The sequence below is a fragment of the Segeticoccus sp. genome (genome assembly GCF_035708005.1).
The window spans coordinates 1-17288 of sequence record NZ_DASSTI010000068.1 but is presented as its reverse complement, the minus strand read 5'-3'; the positions used below and the strand labels follow the sequence as shown (position 1 = coordinate 17288).

The following is a 17288-nucleotide window of genomic DNA, read 5'->3' as shown; positions in this document are numbered from 1 at the left end:
GATCGACGATGTACGGAGCAGTGAAGAACGAGCTGGCGGCGACGCTTCAGGAGATCCGTGACGCGGGGCTCTACAAGGAGGAGCGCGAACTCACGTCGCCCCAGTCGGCGCACGTGACGACGCTGAAGGCGAACGCGATCAACTTCTGCGCCAACAACTACCTCGGGCTGGCCGATGACCCCACCATCATCGATGCTGCGACAAAAGCGTTGCAGCAGTGGGGTTTCGGCATGGCGTCCGTCCGGTTCATCTGCGGCACCCAGACACTGCACAAGGAGCTGGAGCGCAAGATCTCGGAGTTCCTCGGCACCGAGGAGACCATCCTTTACTCGTCCTGCTTCGACGCCAACGGCGGCACCTTCGAGGTGCTGTTCGGCGAACAGGACGCCGTCATCTCCGACGAGCTGAACCACGCCTCCCTCATCGACGGCATCCGGCTGTGCAAGGCGCGACGGCTGCGCTACCGCAACGCCGACATGGCGGACCTGGAGCAGCAACTGATCGCCGCGCAGGACGCGCGCCGGCGAGTGGTGGTGACCGACGGCGTCTTCTCCATGGACGGCTCCTACGCTCCCCTCGACCGGATCTGCGACCTGGCCGAGCAGTACGACGCGCTCGTCATGGTCGACGACTCCCACGCCGTCGGCTTCATCGGGGAGCACGGTCGCGGCACCCACGAGCTGTTCGGGGTGATGGACCGGGTCGACATCCTCACCGGGACGCTCGGCAAGGCGCTCGGCGGTGCCTCCGGTGGCTACATCAGCGCCCACCGGGAGATCGTCGACCTGCTGCGCCAGCGGTCGCGCCCCTACCTGTTCTCCAACGCCGTCGCGCCCGGTGTCGCGGCGGGGTCATTGGCCGCCCTGGAACTCGCCAGCCGGTCCGACGAACAACGCGAGGCGCTGCGTCGCAACACCGAGTTGTTCCGGCGGCGCATGGGCGAGGAGGGCTTCGACGTCCTGCCGGGCAGCCACCCCATCACCCCGGTGATGTTCCCGGGTGAGGACGGGGCCCGGAAGGCCACGCAGATCGCCGACGAGATGCTCAGCGAGGGCATCTACGTGATCGCGTTCTCCTACCCGGTCGTGCCGACCGGCAAGGCCCGCATCCGGGTGCAGCTGTCCGCGGCGCACAGCGTGGAGGACGTGGAGCGCTGCGTGCGCGCCTTCGTCTCTGCTCGGGAGAGGGTCGGATAGACCACTCCGCGGATCCCCCTGTTGTCACATCCCGGACCGGGGCGCCCTCACCCTGGCCAGACGCCCCGGTCGGGATGTTGGGAATGACGTTAGGGCGCCTGTCTGGAAACAACCTGAAAATGGCCTGTCAGTTTGTCGAGCCGGCTGGCGGCCCCCATCACGTCGCCGCTTCGCCCGGCGCCGCCGAGGTGAAGCGGAGCCGCAGCCCGCCGTGCGGCCGGACGGTGATGAAGGCGTCCCGTCCCGGCAGCCCGCTGCCGGGACGCATGCTCACCGTGTGCTCGCGCAGCAGCTCGGTGAGCAGGACCACGAGTTCGAGCAGCGCCATGTCGCGACCGATGCAGAGGCGTGGGCCGAGCCCGAACGGCAGGTAGTCGGCCCGGGCGCTGGTCCCCGTCCCGAGGAACCGCTCCGGGCGGAAGGCCTCGGGCGCCTCCCAGGACGGGCTGGTGCGGTGCACGAGCCACGGGCTCACGATGGCGAGTGTCCCGGGAGGGACGTGCCGCCCCGCCACCAGGTCCGCGCTGCGGGCCCGCCGCGACATCACCCAGGCCGGCGGGTAGAGCCGCAGCGACTCGTCGATGACGGCCCGCGTCCAGGGCAGGGCGCGGAGCAGCGCCGCGGCCGGGAGACCGCCCGTTGCCGAGCCGTGGGCGGGCCGCAGGGCCGCCAGCTCCCTCCGCAGCCGTTGCTGGGCCTCGGGATGGCGGGCCAGCAGCAGCAGGGTCCACATCAGTGCCGTCGCCACGGTCTCGTGCCCGGCGACGACCATGGTGACCAGCTCGTCACGGACCGCCCGGTCGGTCAGGCCCGCCGCGAGGAGCTGACCGAGCAGGTCCGGCTCATCGCCTCCGGCACGGCGACGGTCGGCGATCAACTGCCGGCACACCTGGTCGAGCTCCTGCGTCGCGGCCCGTAGTCGCCGGTTCAGCGGAGTGGGCACGGCGGCTGGCACGGGAATGACCGCCCGCGCCAGCGCGACGATGAGCTCCGCCGCGGCGGCCGTGGCCCGGGTGAGGCGCTCCCCCACGCTGCTCAGGTCGTAGCCGAACAACGCGCGACCGACGACCCGCAGGGTGACGTCCGTGGCCATCGCCTCGACGTCGACCTCGATCGTCCGTTCCCCGGCCACACCGCTGATCGGCCGGCCCCACGTCGGGAGCAGGTCGCCCGCCGCCTCGCGCATGGTCGCCGCCATGGCGTCGACCCGCTCGTGGTGGAACGCCGGCCCCGCGATGCGCCGCCGGCTCAGCCAGTCGGACTGCGCACTGGCGAGCAGACCGGGGCCGGTCACCCGTGCGAGGGTCTGGTACTGCACGGTGTGCTTCGTCCAGGACCGGCTGTGCTCCTGCAGCACCCGGCGGATGTCCTCCGGCGCGTTCAGCAGCAGGACGGGAGGTCCGGGGGCAGGGAAGGCGACGTGGTCGCCATACCGCTGTTGCACCTCCTGCAGGAAGCTCAGGGGGTCGGCTCGGATGGACTGCAGTCGCAGCGCCATGTCGAGCGCTCCCGGGCCCGGCAAGCCCAGTGTCGTGGGTCGCACCGTCCGCACGCTCGCTACCCTCCTCCGCCGCGCCGTCGACCCGCACGCGGCCGCAATCTCAGGCGGGTCAGAGGTACAGACCAGTCTGTCCGTCCTCGACGCGGGGCGCTGCAACGGCATGGAGGTCGCGTTCGCGCAGCAGGACGTAGTCCTTGCTGTGCAACTCGACCTCCGCGCGGTCGGCGGGGTCGAACAGCACGCGGTCGCCCATCTGCACCTGGCGGACGTTGGGGCCCGTGGCCACCACCTCGCCCCAGGACAGTCGCTTGCCCACGCTCGCCGTGGCCGGTATGACGATCCCTCCCCCCGAGCGCCGCTCACCCGGCTCCCCCTCCAGGGACACGAGGATGCGGTCGTGCAGCATGCGGATCGGCAGGCGATCCGCCGTCGGTCGACCCCGGTCAGCCACTGTGGCGTCGCAGGAGGCCCGCCGCGATGAAGACGGCCGACACGGCGGCGAGGACGGCCGCGATGCGCTCGACCCGGAGCTCCCCGCTGGGCGTGTGGGTGGCCTCCATGAACTTCTGTCGGGCGGATGCCTTCTCCCGGCGGACGATTTCCTTCGGCTGGGCCCGGAAGGCGAGCTGGTCGATCGTGTTCGCAAGGCGGGCGCGTGACGCGCGCAGATCCGCCTCGATCTGCGTGACGGACCTGCTCTGTCCGCTGTTCGCCATGGTGGCCTCCCTTTCGTCTGGCTCGCCTGCGACGATAACGCACAGCGCCGTGGTGGACACGGCGACAGGCATCGCCCAGGACAACGACGGAGGAAACACATGCCCAGACTGGAAGCAGGACAACCGGCACCGGCGTTCACGTTGACGGACCAGGACGGCCGCACCGTCTCGCTGTCCGACTACGCCGGACGGCGGTTGATCATCTTCTTCTACCCGGCCGCAATGACTCCGGGCTGCACGACGGAGGCATGCGACTTCCGCGACTCGCTCGCGTCACTGCAGTCCGAGGGCTACGCAGTGGTCGGCATCAGCCCGGACGCGCCGGAGAAGCTCAAGCAGTTCGAGGAGAAGGAGTCCCTCACCTACCCGTTGCTGTCGGACACCGACAAGGCGGTGCTCGACGCCTACGGCGCGTACGGCGAGAAGAACCTCTACGGCAAGAAGACGACGGGCGTCATCCGCTCCACGATCGTGGTCGACACCGACCAGACGGTGCTGCTGGCGAAGTACAACGTGAAGGCCACCGGCCACGTCGCATCGCTGAAGAAGGCCCTCGCCGCGGCCTGACGAGCCGTCTCGCGGCTCCTGCGACGTCGCCGCTGTCCCGTCTCGCGGCTCCTGCGACGTCGCCGCTGTCCCGTCTCGCGGCTCCTGCGACGTCGCCGCTGTCCCGTCTCGCGGCTCCTGCGACGTCGCCGCTGGCGACGGCGGTGACGTAGAGTCGGCGCCGCGCGGGAGTGGTGGAACTGGTAGACACGCAGGATTTAGGTTCCTGTGCCTTCGGGCGTGAGGGTTCGAGTCCCTTCTTCCGCACGACACTGACCGTGCGTCAGTCAACCCGCACGCTGATGGTGTGCCATCCGCTGGCGCCGTCGGGCACCGGCGGCGCGGACAGCTTCGTCTGCAGGTGACCCTCCCCGTCGGTGGCCCGCACGGTCAGGGTGTGGTGGCCGCGGGGGGCGTCCCAGCGCAGCACCCACTCGCGCCACGCGTCGATCGTGGGCTCGGCGGCGAGCCGGGCCCGCCGCCACGGCCCGTCGTCGACGCGCACCTCCACCTTGTCGATCCCCCGGTGCTGCGCCCACGCGACGCCGGCGACCGCTACGGGCCCCGCCTTCAGGGCGGTACCGGCCTGCGGGACGTCGATCCGGGATGCCGTCTTGACCGGCCCGCGGACCGACCAGCCGCGCGTCGTCCAGTAGGCCTCGTCCCGCGCGAAGGTGGTCACCTTGAGGTCGGTGACCCACTTGGTCGCGGAGACGTAGCCGTAGAGGCCGGGCACGACGAGCCTGGCCGGGAAGCCGTGGGCGAACGGCAACGGCTTGCCGTTCATGCCGATCGCGACGAGGGCGTTGCGTCCGTCGGTGAGTGCGCTGAGCGGGGTCCCCGCGGTGAACCCGTCGACGCTGCGTGACAACACCATGTCGGCGTCGGGGTGAGGTCGCGCCATCGCGAGCAGGTCGCGCACCGGCCACCCGGTCCACACGGCGTTGCCGGCGAGGTCACCGCCGACCTCGTTCGAGACGCAGGTCAGGGTGACCATCGCCTCCTGCATCGGGCGGGCGAGCAACTCCTGCCAGGTGAGGGTGACCTCGCGCTCCACCAGGCCGTGGACGTGGAGCTGCCAGGTCGCCGGGTCGACCTCGGGCACGACCAGCGCCGTGTCGACCCGGTAGAACCGTGCCGCGGGCATGATGAACGGGGTCTCGCCGGGGACGTGCACCTGCGCCGCGGCAGGGACCCGGACCCGGTGTCGGACGGCGGGAAGCTGCAGTCGCTCACGGGCGCGTCGCACCTGCTGGCTGCCTGAAGCGAGACCGCGGCCGGCCCACGTGCCGATGAGCCCGAGCAGCACCAGGCCGACGCCCCACCCCAGGACGGGGCGACGTGCCAGCTGTTCGTGGCGTGCCGGCGCCGCCGCCCGCGCGGCGCCGACCCTCGGCGCTTGGGGGCCGAGCAGGGCTCCCAGCACGAAGAGCCCGACCAGGGTCCCCACCACGGTCGGACCCACGTCCAGGGCGACGGCGCGGGGCCGCGTCAGCACCGCAGCGGCGCCGAGCGCCCCCAGGACGGCGAACCCCAGGAGCGCGGCCTGGCGCCGGCGCGCGGCCAGCACACCGAGCAGGGCGCACACGCACACGAGCACGACGCCCATCCCGACGAAGAGGGCCGTCTTGTCCTGTCCGTCGAACGTCGCGATCGCCCATTCGCGCAACGCCGCCGGCGTGTGGTCGACGAACGCGCTCCCGACGGCCACGGCGGGGAACGGCTCCCCACCCGCCAGCCCGGCGCGTTCGAGCAGCCCGGCCAGGACCGCCGCGGCTCCGAGAATCACCGCACCCGTCGCCACGCCGCTCAGCGCCGCCACGGGCCAGGAGCGCTTCACCCGGTCAGGTTCTCACGGAACGCTGTGGTCCCGACGCCGCTGTGCGAGGCCGTCCAGCGCGGTCAGGCCAGCAGCTCGCGCAGGTCTGCTGCCAACGCGCGGAAGGCCTTGCCGCGGTGGGAGATCGCGTTCTTCTCCGCCGGTGAGAACTCGGCGAGGGTGCGCTCGCCGCCGTCGACGATGAGCAGGGGGTCGTAGCCGAAACCACCCGAGCCGCGCGGTGCCCGGCCGAGGCGGCCCGAGACGCGTCCCTCCTGCACGCGAACGGTCCCGTCGGGCATCGCGAGCACCGCGGCGCACACGAACGCGGCGGCACGGTGCGCATCCGGCACGTCGCCGAGCTGGGAGAGCAGCAGCTGGTTGTTGGCCCGGTCCTTGTCCGGCCCCTGCACGCCGGACCACCGCGCGCTGAACACGCCGGGACAGCCGCCCAGCACGTCCACGGCGAGGCCGGAGTCGTCGGCGAGGGACGGCATACCGGTGGCCTGGCAGACCTGCACGGCCTTCAGGGTGGCGTTCTCGGCGAAGGTGACCCCGGACTCGACCACGTCCTCCACCTCGGGGAACTCGGTCACCCCGACCACTTCCAGGTGCAGCTCGCCGACGACCTCGGACAGGATCGCGTTCAGCTCCTCGACCTTGTGCGCGTTGCGGGTCGCCAGAACGACACGGGCGACGCGGCTCACGCGGGCTGCTCCGCGGGCTGGGCGAGGGCCTCCTGCTGCCGCCGGGTCAGGTCGGCGCAGCCGGTCACGGCGAGGTCGAGGAGCCCGTTGAGCAGATCGCGGTCGAACGGCTCGCCCTCCGCGGTCCCCTGGACCTCGACGAACGCCCCGTCACCGGTGAGCACGACGTTCATGTCGGTGTCGGCCGAGACGTCCTCGTGGTAGTCGAGGTCGAGCACGGGACGGCCCTCGACGACCCCGACGCTGACCGCCGCCACGGACCCCTTGAGCGGCCGGGCGTTCGCACCGATCGAGCCGTTGCGCCGCCCCGTCTCGATCGCGTCGTGCAGGGCGACCCAGGCGCCCGTGATGGCGGCGGTGCGGGTGCCGCCGTCAGCCTGGAGCACGTCGCAGTCGAGCACGATCGTGTTCTCCCCCAACGCCTTCGTGTCGACGACAGCCCGCAGGCTGCGGCCGACGAGTCGGGAGATCTCGTGCGTGCGGCCACCGATGCGGCCCTTGACGGACTCCCGGTCGGAGCGGGTGTTGGTGGCACGCGGCAGCATCGCGTACTCCGCCGTCACCCAGCCCTCGCCGCTGCCCTTGCGCCAGCGAGGCACGCCTTCGGTGAACGACGCCGCGCACAGCACCCGGGTCCGGCCGAACTCGACGAGCACGCTCCCCTCGGCGTGGTCGAGCCAGTTGCGGGTGATCCGCACCGTGCGCAGCTGATCCGGTGCACGCCCGTCGTGGCGTGTCGTGGCGGTGGTGTCGGCCGTGGTCTGGGTCATGCCCCCAAGGCTACGGTCGCCCCGCTCAGAGCTCGTATGCCGTCCCCGGGCGGGCGAGCCCGACGTCACCGGGCCAGACCGCGGCGGCCTGTGCCCGGCATACCTCCGGGTCGTTCCAGGCGGGGATGTGCGTGAGGACGAGCCGCCGCACTCCCCCGGCCGCCACCGCCGCCTCGGCGGCCCGGCGACCGGACAGGTGGATCCCCTCGGTGTGGTCGCGGCCGTCGACGAAGGCGGAGTCCGACAGGACGAGGTCGGCGCCGGCCATCAGCGGGGTGAGCGCGGGGCAGCTGTCGGTGTCCCCGGTGTAGGCGAGCGTGGCGCCGTCGGCCTCGACGCGCAGGCCGTAGGCCTCGACCGGGTGGTTCACGCGATGCGGCGTGACCGTGAAGGGGCCGATGCGGACGGGCGTCGCGTCGGTGTGGGTGCGGAAGGTGAACTCCTCGCCCATGTCCTCGGGCCCCTCGGCGCCGTTGATCGCCGCCATGCGCTCCCGCGCGCCGGTCGGGCCCCAGACCGGGATGCGGTGCTGCGACCCGTCGGCGTGCCCGGGCCGGTAGCGCCGCATGACGTAGAGCCCGCACAGGTCGACGCAGTGGTCCGGGTGCAGGTGGCTGAACGCGACCGCGTCGACCTCCCAGGGCGACAGGTGGCGTTGGAGCGCGCCGAGCGCGCCGTTGCCGAGGTCCAGTAGCAGGCTGAACGTGCGCCCCTCGTGGTCGGCCTGGGCGAGGTAGCAGGACGCCGGGGAGTCGGGCCCCGGGAACGAGCCCGCGCACCCGATGACGGTGAGCCTCACGAGGCTGCTTCCGCCGCCGCTGCCGCCGCCACGATCTCGGCGCCGAGGAAGCGCCGCGCGAGCCGCTCGAACGCCGCCGGCTCCCCGGTGGTGAGGAACTCGTGCTGGGGGCGGGGCAGGCCGTCGGGGCGCAGCTGGTCGGCGTCGGCGAGGATCCGGTAGACGTCCTTGGCCGTCTCCTCCGCCGACGAGACCAGCGAGACGTCCTCGCCCATCACGTAGGACAGCACGCCGGTCAGCAGTGGGTAGTGCGTGCAGCCGAGGATCAGGGTGTCGACGTCGTGGGCCTGCAGCGGCGCGAGGTACTCCCGCGCGACGTCGAGCAGCTCCGTGCCGCCGGTCACCCCGGCCTCGACGAACTCCACGAACCGGGGGCAGGCCCGACTCGTGACCTCGATCTGCGGGGCCGCGGCGAACGCGTCGATGTAGGCGTGGCTGCGGTGCGTGGCCTGGGTGGAGATCACGCCGACTCGGTTGTTGCGGGTCGCCGAGACCGCCCGACGCACCGCCGGTCGGATCACCTCCACGACCGGCACGTCGTAGCGCTCCCGTGCGTCGTGCAGCACCGCGGCGGAGGCGGAGTTGCAGGCGATGACGAGCAGCTTGACCCCGCGGTCGACGAGCTGGTCGAGGGACTCCAGGGCGAAGGCCCGCACCTGGGCGATCGGGCGCGGTCCGTACGGCTGGCGGGCCGTGTCCCCCAGGTAGAGGACCGACTCCTGCGGCAGCTGGTCGAGCACGGCCCGGGCGACGGTGAGCCCGCCGAAGCCGGAGTCGAAGATGCCGATCGGTGCGTCTGCCACGGCACAGAAGGGTATGCCGGACACAGCCGGCTCCCAGCCTCGCCGGGCCGTCACCTTGGTCACACCGCGGCTGGCCGGCGCGCTGAGGCCGGCCGTCACCACAAGCCGGCCGGCACGCTGAGGCCGGCCGTCACCACAAGCTGGCCGTCACCACGAGGCGGCCGTCACCACAAGGTGGACGCTTCGTGTCGTCATGACGCCACGGATGTTCCACCCTGTTCGTCGTCCGGCTCGAACGCCCGGCAATCGGCACCGCACGACTCGAGTGGGCCGGACCATCCTCGGCTCATCAGGACCTCGGCGATGTCGCGAGCCGTCTCACACTCCTCCGCGGAGACCTCGACCCAGCCGACACGCAGGGTCAGCAGGCCGGACGCCGCCGCCCGTCGGTCCCGACGACGGTCCCGGAGCCGCCCGTCACCGACGTGCCCGACTCGGCCGTCCACCTCGACCAGCACCTCCTCGGCCTCGTACAGGTTGTCGTCCCGCTGCCGACGACCGCCCCGCACCACGCGCAGCTGCCGGATCGCCCGGGGCAGACCGTGGGCCCGCTCCACCCCACGGATGTAGCGGATCTCGGCGATGCTCTCGGCCCCGTCGGCGACATCCTCGAGCGCCACGCGGAACAGGTCCCGCCACCGGTGGCGGCCACGGCGCCCCAGAGCCGCGCCGAGCCGTTCGATCGTCGTGAGACCGCGTTGGCAGGCACGGGCCACCAACGCCTCCGCCTCGCGCGGCGAGCTCGCCTCGGCCACGTCGAGGACGGTGTCCTCGACCGACGTCCGCGGTGGCCAAGAAGCCAGCCTCGCCGTGCGGGCCTCGAGCTGCGTAACCCGACGGACCCGGACGCGTGCCGGTGGACGAACGCGGCGCCGAGCCGGCACCTGCACGTCGATCGTCGCCGGGTCGTCGTCCACCAGCGTGTGCCAACGCGCTGCCGCCCGACCGGCCAACACGGCACCGGGTCCACAGGCCAGCACCGCGGCAGCGGCGCGCAGCTTCCAGCCGACCGTGCCGCTGTGGGTCAGGTAGATCCCGGGGTGGATGCTCCGCCACCGCCCGGACCGGAGCTTCCAGCGGGTCTGGGCGAGCGTCATACCGCTGGTCAGGCACTGGGCACGGGTGACGACGCCCAGCTGCCGTCGCGCGATCTCGCGGAGCTCTGCCCCAGCCTCGTCCGACACCCCGACAGCGTCCCGCCTCGGGGGCCGCCCGTGCCCGCTCGGGGCGAATCTGTGGACGACGCCTGCCGACGAGCTGGAAACCTCGTGTCGTCATGACGACACGGATGTTCCACCTTGTCCCGGAACGCCTGACCGCCTCGCCCTGGAACGCCTGACCGCCTCGCCCCGGAACGACTGACCGCCTCGCCCCGGTCAGTCGTCGTGACGGACGAACGGGTTCGACAGGGTGCCGATCCCCTCAATCTGCACCTCGACGCGCTGGCCGGCCTCGACCGGCCCGACGCCCTCGGGCGTGCCGGTGAGGATGACGTCACCGGGCAGCAGGGTGAACGCCTGCGAGGCGTAGGAGACCAGGTGGGCGACGTCGTGGATCATGTCGCCGGTGGTGCCGTCCTGGACGACCTCCTCGTCGCGACGGGTGCGCAGCCGCACGCTCGAGGTGTCGAGCTCGGTCTCGATCCACGGCCCGAGCGGACAGAAGGTGTCGAAGCCCTTGGCCCGTGCCCACTGCCCGTCGGAGCGCTGCAGGTCGCGGGCGGTCACGTCGTTGGCACAGGTGTAGCCGAAGACGACCCGCGCCACGTCCTCCGGCGCGACGTCCTTGCACATCCGCCCGATGACCACGGCGAGCTCGCCCTCGTAGTGCACGTTGGTGCTCTGCGGCGGCATCACGACCGGGTCGCCGGGGCCGACGACGGCGGTGTTGGGGATGAGGAACATGAGCGGCTCGGCCGGGGTCTCACCGCCCATCTCGCGGGCGTGCTCGGCGTAGTTCCGGCCGATCCCGATCACCTTGCTGCGTGGGATGACCGGCGCGAGCAGCCGTACCTCCTCCACCATGGAGGTCTCGCCGGTCAGCGAGATCGGCTGGTAGAGCGGGTCGCCGCTGATCCGCGCGATCTTCTCCCCGGCCCCGTCGACCAAGCCGTATGTCGGGTCCTCACCAGTCGTGTACCTCGCGATGCGCACGCCTCGACCCTATCCGGCGGGCACCCGGGAGCTCGCCGGCGATGCGGCGCTACCCGACGAGCGCCAGGCGCGGGTCGGCCGCCAGGCCGCGCTCCTCGAGCACCGCGATGACGGTGTGGCCGATCACCGCATAGCCGAGGTCGTTGGTGTGGATGTCCTGCAGCGTGCACATCCACGTCCACTGGCAGATCCGGGCGACGTTGAGCGGGACCTCGCCGATGCCGGGCAGCGTGACCTGGTCGGTGAAGTCCCGGCTGGAGAACGCCGTCGCCACGTCCGCGACCCCCGCGTGCACCCCGGCGGCACTCGCCGCGATGATCCCGTTGAGCTGGAGGAGGAGGCCGTCGGACATGCGGGCCAGTGCCTGCCCGTCCGGGCCGAGCAGCCAGGCCGCGAGGAACGGGTTGTCATAGTTCGTCACCACGATCTCCGTGCGCGGCGCCGCGGCGCGCAGCTGCCCGAGGATGACCGGCAGGTCCTGCCGGATGTCGGCCATGCCCTGCTCCACGCAGGCGACGTCGATGGCGCCACGCACGCACCGCTGCACGTCGTTGGCACCGATCGTGACGGTGACGAGACGGGTGTGCCCGGCGTGGGCGTGCAGGAACTGCACGGCCTGGGCCAGTTGGGTTCCTTTGTGGTAACTGCAGATTCCGCCCTGCGCCATGGTCACGGTGCTCTCCCCCGAGCACGAGAGGTTGCGCAGTGTCGTCTTGCCCGACTCCCGCCGCAGGTCCCGCAGGACCTTGCCGGTGTAGCCGCCGTGGCGCGCCTCGCCCAGTCCCGGCTGGTAGCCGGCGGCGAGTGAGTCACCGAGCGCGAGGTACCAGCCCATGGCGTGGTGGTCGCCGTGGCCGTGGGGCGGATCGGCCGAGGCGGGCGCGGCTCCGGCGAAGGCGAGCGCAAGCGCGGCACACAGGGACAGGATGAGGGCGGCCACCCGAGCGGCGCCGCGGCGGAGCAGGGACATGACGACCTCCAGAGCCGATGTCCGGGCGATCCCGGGCAGACGGGTCCAGCGTCCCACCGGGCGCGCCGGGCGGCCATCCGTCGAGTACCGGCCGCCGCACCCGGCCGCCTACCCTTGGGCCACGTGAGCGGTGAGGCCCTGGACGAGGACGTGTGGCGCGAGCGCGAGCGCGCCCACCAGGCCCGCGTCGACCGGCTCACCGCCCCGTACCTGCGCCGCCGCCGCGATGGGCGCGCCCACCCGGTCGAGGACTTCCTGTTCACCTATTACAGCCACCGCCCGGGCCAGCTGCGCCGCTGGCACCCGGGTGCTGGGGTCGCCCTACGCGGGGAGGGCGCGGGTGAGCGGGCAGGGTGGCGGCACTACCGGTATGCCGAGCACACGGCATACGTCGACGTCGAGGGGTTCCTGCGCGACCGGGCAGAGACGGTCCGCTTCGTGCGCGACCTGCTGTCGGCGACGCTGGAGCGACCGGCGCACCTGAGCTGCTTCGGGCTGCACGAGTGGGCGATGGTCTACCGTCAGCCGCCGGAGGAGGTCCGACACGCGAGCTGGCCGCTGCGGCTGGGGCATGCGGGCACCGACGCGGTGGTGGAACGGCACCGGATCCGCTGCTCCCACCACGACGCGTTCCGATTCTTCACCGAGGCGGCACGACCGCTGAACGCGCTGGAGCCCCAGCGTGATTCGCAGGTCGCGTTCGAGCAGCCGGGATGCCTACATGCCGGGATGGACGTCTACAAGTGGGCCTACAAGCTGGCGCCCGCGGTGCCGAGCGAGCTGACGGTCGACTGCTTCGAGCTGGCCCGGGAGGTCCGGGAGCTGGACATGCGCGCCTCGCCGTACGACCTGTCCGAGCTGGGCTATGCGCCGGTGCCGATCGAGACGGCGGAGGGCAAGGCGGAGTACGTCGCGGCGCAGCGGGCGTTCAGCGAGCGGGCGCAGGCGTTGCGAGGGCGTTTGCTGGCGGCCTGCGACCAGCTGCTGAGGTGACTCAGTCGCCGGTGCGGACCGGCACCCCCTGGCGCAGCAGGCCGTAGGTGACGCCGTCGGTGAGCGCCCGCCAGCTCGCCTCGAGGATGTTGCCGGCGACGCCGAGGGTCTCCCAGGACCGCTCGTCGTCGGCGTGCTCGATGAGGACGCGGGTGGTGGCATCGGTGCCGTGTGCGGCGTCGAAGAGGCGCACCCGGAAGTCGATCAGCTCCAGCTTGTCCAGCTCCGGGTAGACCCGGGACAGCGCCTGGCGCAGCGCGTGGTCGAGGGCGTTGACCGGGCCGTTACCCTCGCCGGTCGCGACGTGCCGCTCGCCGCCGGCGATGAGCTTGACCGTCGCCTCGGACAGCGCCGCCCCGTCGCCGCGGGCGTCGGTGATGACACGCCACGACTCGACGTCGAAGTAGCTGACCCGGTGCCCCTCGAGCTCGCCGCGCAGCAGCAGCTCGAAGGACGCGTCGGCAGCGTCGAAGGTGTAGCCCTGCAGCTCGAGGTCCTTGACCTTGGTGACGACCCGGGTGAGCAGGTCGTTCTGCCCCGCGACGTCGTAGCCGAGTTCGCGGGCCTTCAGCTCGATGCTCGCGCGGCCGGCCATGTCGGAGACGAGGGTGCGCATCCCGTTGCCGATGGCGTCGGGGTCGGTGTGCTGGTAGAGGTCGGGGTCGACGCGGATGGCGCTGGCGTGCAGCCCGGCCTTGTGCGCGAAGGCGCTCGCACCGACATACGGCTGGCGGCTGTAGGCCGGCACGTTGGTGATCTCGCTGATCGAGTGGGCCACGCGAGTGGCCTCGCGCAGCCGGCCCGGCTCGAGCAGGTCGTGCCCGAGCTTGAGCTGCAGGTTGCTCACCACGGTGAGCAGGTCCGCGTTGCCGGTGCGCTCGCCGTAGCCGTTGACGGTCCCCTGCACGTGGCTCGCGCCCGCCGCGACCGCGCTGAGCGAGTTCGCCACGGCACAGCCGGTGTCGTTGTGGCAGTGGATGCCCAGTCGGGCCTGCGTGCCGGCCAACGTCGCCTGCACCACGTCGGCGACCTGCGGCGGCAGCATGCCGCCGTTGGTGTCGCAGAGCGCCACGACGTCGGCGCCCGCCTCGGCGGCCGTGCGCACCACCTCCAGGGCGTATGCCGGGTCCGTCGCGTAGCCGTCGAAGAAGTGCTCCGCGTCGAGGAAGACCCGCCGGCCCTCCCGGGTCAGGAAGGCCACCGTGTCGCGGACCATCGCGAGGTTCTCCTCGAGGGTGGTCCGCAGGGCCTGCTCCACGTGTCGCACGTGCGACTTGGCGACCAGCGTCACGACGGGCGTCTGCGCCTCGAGCAGCGCCCGCACCTGCGGGTCGTCGGCGGCGACCACGCCGGCCCGTCGGGTCGAGCCGAAAGCGACGAGCTGCGCGTGCTGCAGGTGCAGTCCGGTGCGGGCCTGGGCGAAGAACTCGGTGTCCTTCGGGTTCGCCCCGGGCCAACCGCCCTCGATGTAGCCGACGCCGAGCTCGTCGAGGTGGGCCGCGATGGCGAGCTTGTCCGCCACGGAGAGGTTGAGCCCCTCCTGCTGGGCACCGTCGCGCAGCGTGGTGTCGTAGACGTGAACGTCGGTCATCGCGGCCCATCCTCGAGCTCGAGCTGGTGCGGCGGTCCCCCGCCGGCAGTGCTGTTCCATTGTGCGGTGTGACCGGTCCGGAGCCGATTCCCGTCCCGCCTCGCGCGATCCCGGTGCGGGGGTGGTGCCCCGGGAACGAAAAAGACCCCCCAGGGTGTGGGAGGTCTGCGCGGCGGGAGAACCCGTCGCGCTACTCGAGAATGATGGTGGCGGTCGCCACGCACGTCCCGGGGATGGTCACGGGCGCAACTATGTCAGGCCATCCCGCCATCCGGCACCACCGTCTTGCCATCCAAGACGACGCCGGCGGGCGTGGGCGGGCGGGCGTGGGCGGCGTCGCGGCGGTGGGCCGCCCCGGCGTGCCCGGCATACCGGCCGTCATGAATCGTTGTCCGCAATCAACGTGCCCTTCTGGCTGCCAGAGCAGCCAGAAGGGCACAATGATCCGGCGCGACGATCGTGGGGCGAGACGGTTCCGGCGCGACGATCGTCCGGCGAGACGGTTCCGGCGCGACGATCGTCAGGCGAGGCGGGTGAGCCAGCCGTGGGTGTCCTCGGCGCGGCCGTACTGGATGTCGAGCAGCGCCTGGCGGATCTTCAGCGCGGTCGGGTTGCCGTCGGCGCCGGTGGTCACCTCGCCGCCGTCCCAGGCGAGCCGGCCAACCGGGGTGACCACGGCGGCGGTGCCGCACGCGAAGACCTCGGTGATCTCGCCGCTGCGCGCGCCCTCGCGCCAGTCGTCGATGGAGATGCGCCGCTCCTCCGCGGACAGGCCGAGGTCCTTGGCGATCGAGAGGATCGAGTCGCGGGTGACGCCCTCGAGGATGCTGCCGGACAGCTCCGGAGTGACGATCCGCCCGTCGCGGTGGACGAAGTAGAGGTTCATCCCGCCGAGCTCCTCGACCCAGGTGTGCTCGGCGCCGTCGAGGAAGGCCACCTGCTCGCAGCCGTGCTCGGCCGCCTCGATCTGCGCGGCGAGCGAGGCAGCGTAGTTGCCGCCGCACTTGGCCGCCCCCGTGCCGCCCTGGGCCGCGCGGGTGTAGTTGCTCGACAGCCAGATCGAGACCGGGTTGACGCCGCCCTTGAAGTACGGGCCGGCCGGCGAGGCGATCACGCAGTAGGTGACCTCTGCCGCCGGGCGCACGCCGAGGAAGGCCTCCGAGGCGAACATGAACGGCCGCAGGTAGAGGCTCGCCTCCCCCGCCTCACCGCTCGGCACCCACTCCTGGTCGACGTCGACCAGAGCCTTGAGCGAGTTCACGAAGTCCTCCGCCGGCAGCTCGGGCAGCGCGAGCCGCCGGGCGCTGCGCTGGAACCGCGCCGCGTTGGCCTCCGGCCGGAACGTCCAGATCGACCCGTCGGCGTGCCGGTAGGCCTTCATCCCCTCGAAGATCTCCTGGGCGTAGTGCAGGACGGCCGCGGAGGGCATGAGCGTGATCGGTCCGTATGCCGTCACGCGGGCGTCGTGCCACCCCTCCCCCTGGGTCCACGTCGCCTGGGCCATGTGGTCGGTGAAGTGCTTGCCGAAGCCCGGGTCGGCGAGGATCGCCGCACGCTCCTCCGCCGGGACGGGGTCACTGCGCCGCTGCGGCGAGAACGACAAGGACATGGCTCCTCCAGACGCGGTCGGTGTGTGCCCGCAGGCTATCGCCGGGCCCGCCGGCTCAGGAGACGCGGGCGGCGATCGCGTCGCCGATCTCGCCGGTGCTGCGCCGGGCGGCACCCTCGGTGCTCGCCCGCTCCGCCAGGTCGGCGGCGACGGCGTCCTCGACGCGTCGCGCCTCATCCCTTCGGCCCAGGTGGTCCAGCAGCAGCGCCACCGACAGGATCGTGGCCGTCGGGTCGGCGAGCCCCTGGCCGGCGATGTCCGGCGCTGAGCCGTGGACCGGCTCGAACATGCTCGGGGCCGTCCGGTCCGGGTTGATGTTGCCGCTGGCCGCGAGGCCGATGCCGCCGGTGACGGCCGCGGCCAGGTCGGTGAGGATGTCGCCGAAGAGGTTGTCGGTGACGATGACGTCGAACCGGCCAGGGTCGGTGGTCAGGAAGATCGTCGCCGCGTCGACGTGCTGGTAGGCGGTGGTGACCTCCGGGTACTCGGCGCCGACCTCTTCGACCGTGCGACGCCACAGGTGGCCGGCGTGGCTGAGGACGTTGTGCTTGTGCACCAGGGTGAGGTGCTTGCGCGGCCGGGCCTGAGCCCGGGCGAACGCGTCGCGGACCACGCGCTCCACCCCGTAGCGGGTGTTGACGCTGACCTCCGTGGCGATCTCCGCGGGGGTGCCGTGGCGCAGCACACCGCCGTTGCCGGCATACGGACCCTCGGTGCCCTCGCGCACGACGACGAAGTCGATGCCGTCGGGGGCGACGCGCGCGACGTCCAGCGGGCTCGCCACGCCCGGGTAGAGCCGGCCCGGGCGGAGGTTGACGTAGTGGTCGAAGGCGAAGCGCAGGCGCAGCAGCAGGCCACGCTCGAGCACGCCGCTCGGCACGCCGGGGTCGCCGACCGCACCGAGCAGGATCGCGTCGTGGCCGCGCAGCTGCTCGAGCACCGAGTCGGGCAGCGTCTCGCCGGTGGCGTGCCAGCGGCGGGCGCCGAGGTCGTACTCGGTGGTCGTGACCTTCGGGCCGCCGTTGGTGACGGCGGAGAGCACCTTCAGGCCCTCGGCGACGACCTCCGGGCCGATGCCGTCGCCGCCGATGACGGCGAGGTCGATCGTGTCACGG

At 72.2% G+C, this 17288-nt stretch carries 18 protein-coding genes and 1 tRNA gene; 4 read left to right on the top strand and 15 right to left on the bottom strand.

Features of this window, described 5'->3' with window-relative positions:
• Window positions 1-8 precede the first annotated feature (8 nt).
• The gene (locus tag VFL99_RS07315; protein WP_325105676.1) at window positions 9-1196 is read left to right on the top strand and encodes a glycine C-acetyltransferase; all 1188 of its coding nucleotides are present in this window, start codon (window positions 9-11) and stop codon (window positions 1194-1196) included.
• Between the two features lie 157 nt (window positions 1197-1353).
• Here the strand turns inward: VFL99_RS07315 and VFL99_RS07310 are convergent, their stop codons facing one another.
• From VFL99_RS07310 to VFL99_RS07300, 3 genes are all read right to left on the bottom strand, one after another.
• On the bottom strand, window positions 1354-2739 hold the full coding sequence (locus VFL99_RS07310; protein WP_325105675.1) for a cytochrome P450: 1386 nt from the start codon (window positions 2737-2739) through the stop codon (window positions 1354-1356).
• 67 nt (window positions 2740-2806) lie between these two features.
• On the bottom strand, window positions 2807-3103 hold the full coding sequence (locus VFL99_RS07305) for a GroES family chaperonin (protein ID WP_325105674.1): 297 nt from the start codon (window positions 3101-3103) through the stop codon (window positions 2807-2809).
• A gap of 37 nt (window positions 3104-3140) precedes the next feature.
• Window positions 3141-3473, bottom strand: a complete 333-nt coding sequence (locus VFL99_RS07300) for a DUF3618 domain-containing protein (RefSeq protein ID WP_325105673.1) — start codon at window positions 3471-3473, stop codon at window positions 3141-3143.
• Between the two features lie 39 nt (window positions 3474-3512).
• On the opposite strand from VFL99_RS07300, the gene bcp reads away from it, so the two are divergent.
• Entirely contained in the window at window positions 3513-3980 is a 468-nt protein-coding gene (gene bcp / locus VFL99_RS07295) for a thioredoxin-dependent thiol peroxidase (protein WP_325105672.1), read from the top strand.
• A 164-nt stretch (window positions 3981-4144) separates the two neighbouring features.
• Window positions 4145-4226 (top strand) — tRNA-Leu (locus VFL99_RS07290).
• Window positions 4227-4242: 16 nt separating this feature from the next.
• On the opposite strand, the gene VFL99_RS07285 is transcribed toward VFL99_RS07290, so the two are convergent.
• The 8 genes from VFL99_RS07285 to VFL99_RS07250 form a co-directional block, all read right to left on the bottom strand.
• Window positions 4243-5799 carry a molybdopterin-dependent oxidoreductase gene (locus tag VFL99_RS07285; RefSeq protein WP_325105671.1) on the bottom strand — a complete coding sequence of 519 codons (1557 nt, stop codon included), beginning with the start codon at window positions 5797-5799 and terminating at the stop codon, window positions 4243-4245.
• A gap of 62 nt (window positions 5800-5861) precedes the next feature.
• Window positions 5862-6485 carry an RdgB/HAM1 family non-canonical purine NTP pyrophosphatase gene (gene rdgB / locus VFL99_RS07280; RefSeq protein WP_325105670.1) on the bottom strand — a complete coding sequence of 208 codons (624 nt, stop codon included), beginning with the start codon at window positions 6483-6485 and terminating at the stop codon, window positions 5862-5864.
• Entirely contained in the window at window positions 6482-7255 is a 774-nt protein-coding gene (rph, locus tag VFL99_RS07275; protein WP_325105669.1) for a ribonuclease PH, read from the bottom strand. Before rph ends, rdgB begins: the two co-directional genes overlap by 4 nt.
• Window positions 7256-7280: 25 nt before the next feature.
• Complete coding sequence (locus VFL99_RS07270) at window positions 7281-8054, bottom strand: MBL fold metallo-hydrolase (protein ID WP_325105668.1); 774 nt, start codon at window positions 8052-8054, stop codon at window positions 7281-7283.
• Window positions 8051-8857, bottom strand: a complete 807-nt coding sequence (gene murI / locus VFL99_RS07265) for a glutamate racemase (RefSeq protein WP_325105667.1) — start codon at window positions 8855-8857, stop codon at window positions 8051-8053. Before murI ends, VFL99_RS07270 begins: the two co-directional genes overlap by 4 nt.
• Window positions 8858-9048: 191 nt before the next feature.
• On the bottom strand, window positions 9049-10041 hold the full coding sequence (locus VFL99_RS07260) for a type IV toxin-antitoxin system AbiEi family antitoxin domain-containing protein (RefSeq protein WP_325105666.1): 993 nt from the start codon (window positions 10039-10041) through the stop codon (window positions 9049-9051).
• 192 nt (window positions 10042-10233) lie between these two features.
• The gene (locus VFL99_RS07255; RefSeq protein ID WP_325105665.1) at window positions 10234-11010 is read right to left on the bottom strand and encodes a fumarylacetoacetate hydrolase family protein; all 777 of its coding nucleotides are present in this window, start codon (window positions 11008-11010) and stop codon (window positions 10234-10236) included.
• Window positions 11011-11059: 49 nt separating this feature from the next.
• Window positions 11060-11980, bottom strand: coding sequence for an SGNH/GDSL hydrolase family protein (locus VFL99_RS07250; protein ID WP_325105664.1), 921 nt, complete (start codon window positions 11978-11980; stop codon window positions 11060-11062).
• 123 nt (window positions 11981-12103) lie between these two features.
• Between VFL99_RS07250 and VFL99_RS07245 the strand changes: the two genes are divergently transcribed.
• The gene (locus VFL99_RS07245; RefSeq protein ID WP_325105663.1) at window positions 12104-12973 is read left to right on the top strand and encodes a 3-methyladenine DNA glycosylase; all 870 of its coding nucleotides are present in this window, start codon (window positions 12104-12106) and stop codon (window positions 12971-12973) included.
• A gap of 1 nt (window position 12974) precedes the next feature.
• On the opposite strand, the gene cimA is transcribed toward VFL99_RS07245, so the two are convergent.
• From cimA to VFL99_RS07225, 4 genes are all read right to left on the bottom strand, one after another.
• A complete protein-coding gene (gene cimA, locus VFL99_RS07240; protein WP_325105662.1) occupies window positions 12975-14564 on the bottom strand; it encodes a citramalate synthase in 1590 nt (529 codons plus the stop codon).
• 254 nt (window positions 14565-14818) lie between these two features.
• Window positions 14819-14962 (bottom strand): hypothetical protein, encoded by a 144-nt coding sequence (locus tag VFL99_RS07235; RefSeq protein WP_325105661.1) that lies wholly within the window; start codon window positions 14960-14962, stop codon window positions 14819-14821.
• A gap of 122 nt (window positions 14963-15084) precedes the next feature.
• The gene (locus tag VFL99_RS07230; RefSeq protein ID WP_325105660.1) at window positions 15085-16173 is read right to left on the bottom strand and encodes a branched-chain amino acid aminotransferase; all 1089 of its coding nucleotides are present in this window, start codon (window positions 16171-16173) and stop codon (window positions 15085-15087) included.
• A 55-nt stretch (window positions 16174-16228) separates the two neighbouring features.
• Complete coding sequence (locus VFL99_RS07225; protein WP_325105703.1) at window positions 16229-17278, bottom strand: 3-isopropylmalate dehydrogenase; 1050 nt, start codon at window positions 17276-17278, stop codon at window positions 16229-16231.
• Between the last annotated feature and the right edge of the window lie 10 nt (window positions 17279-17288).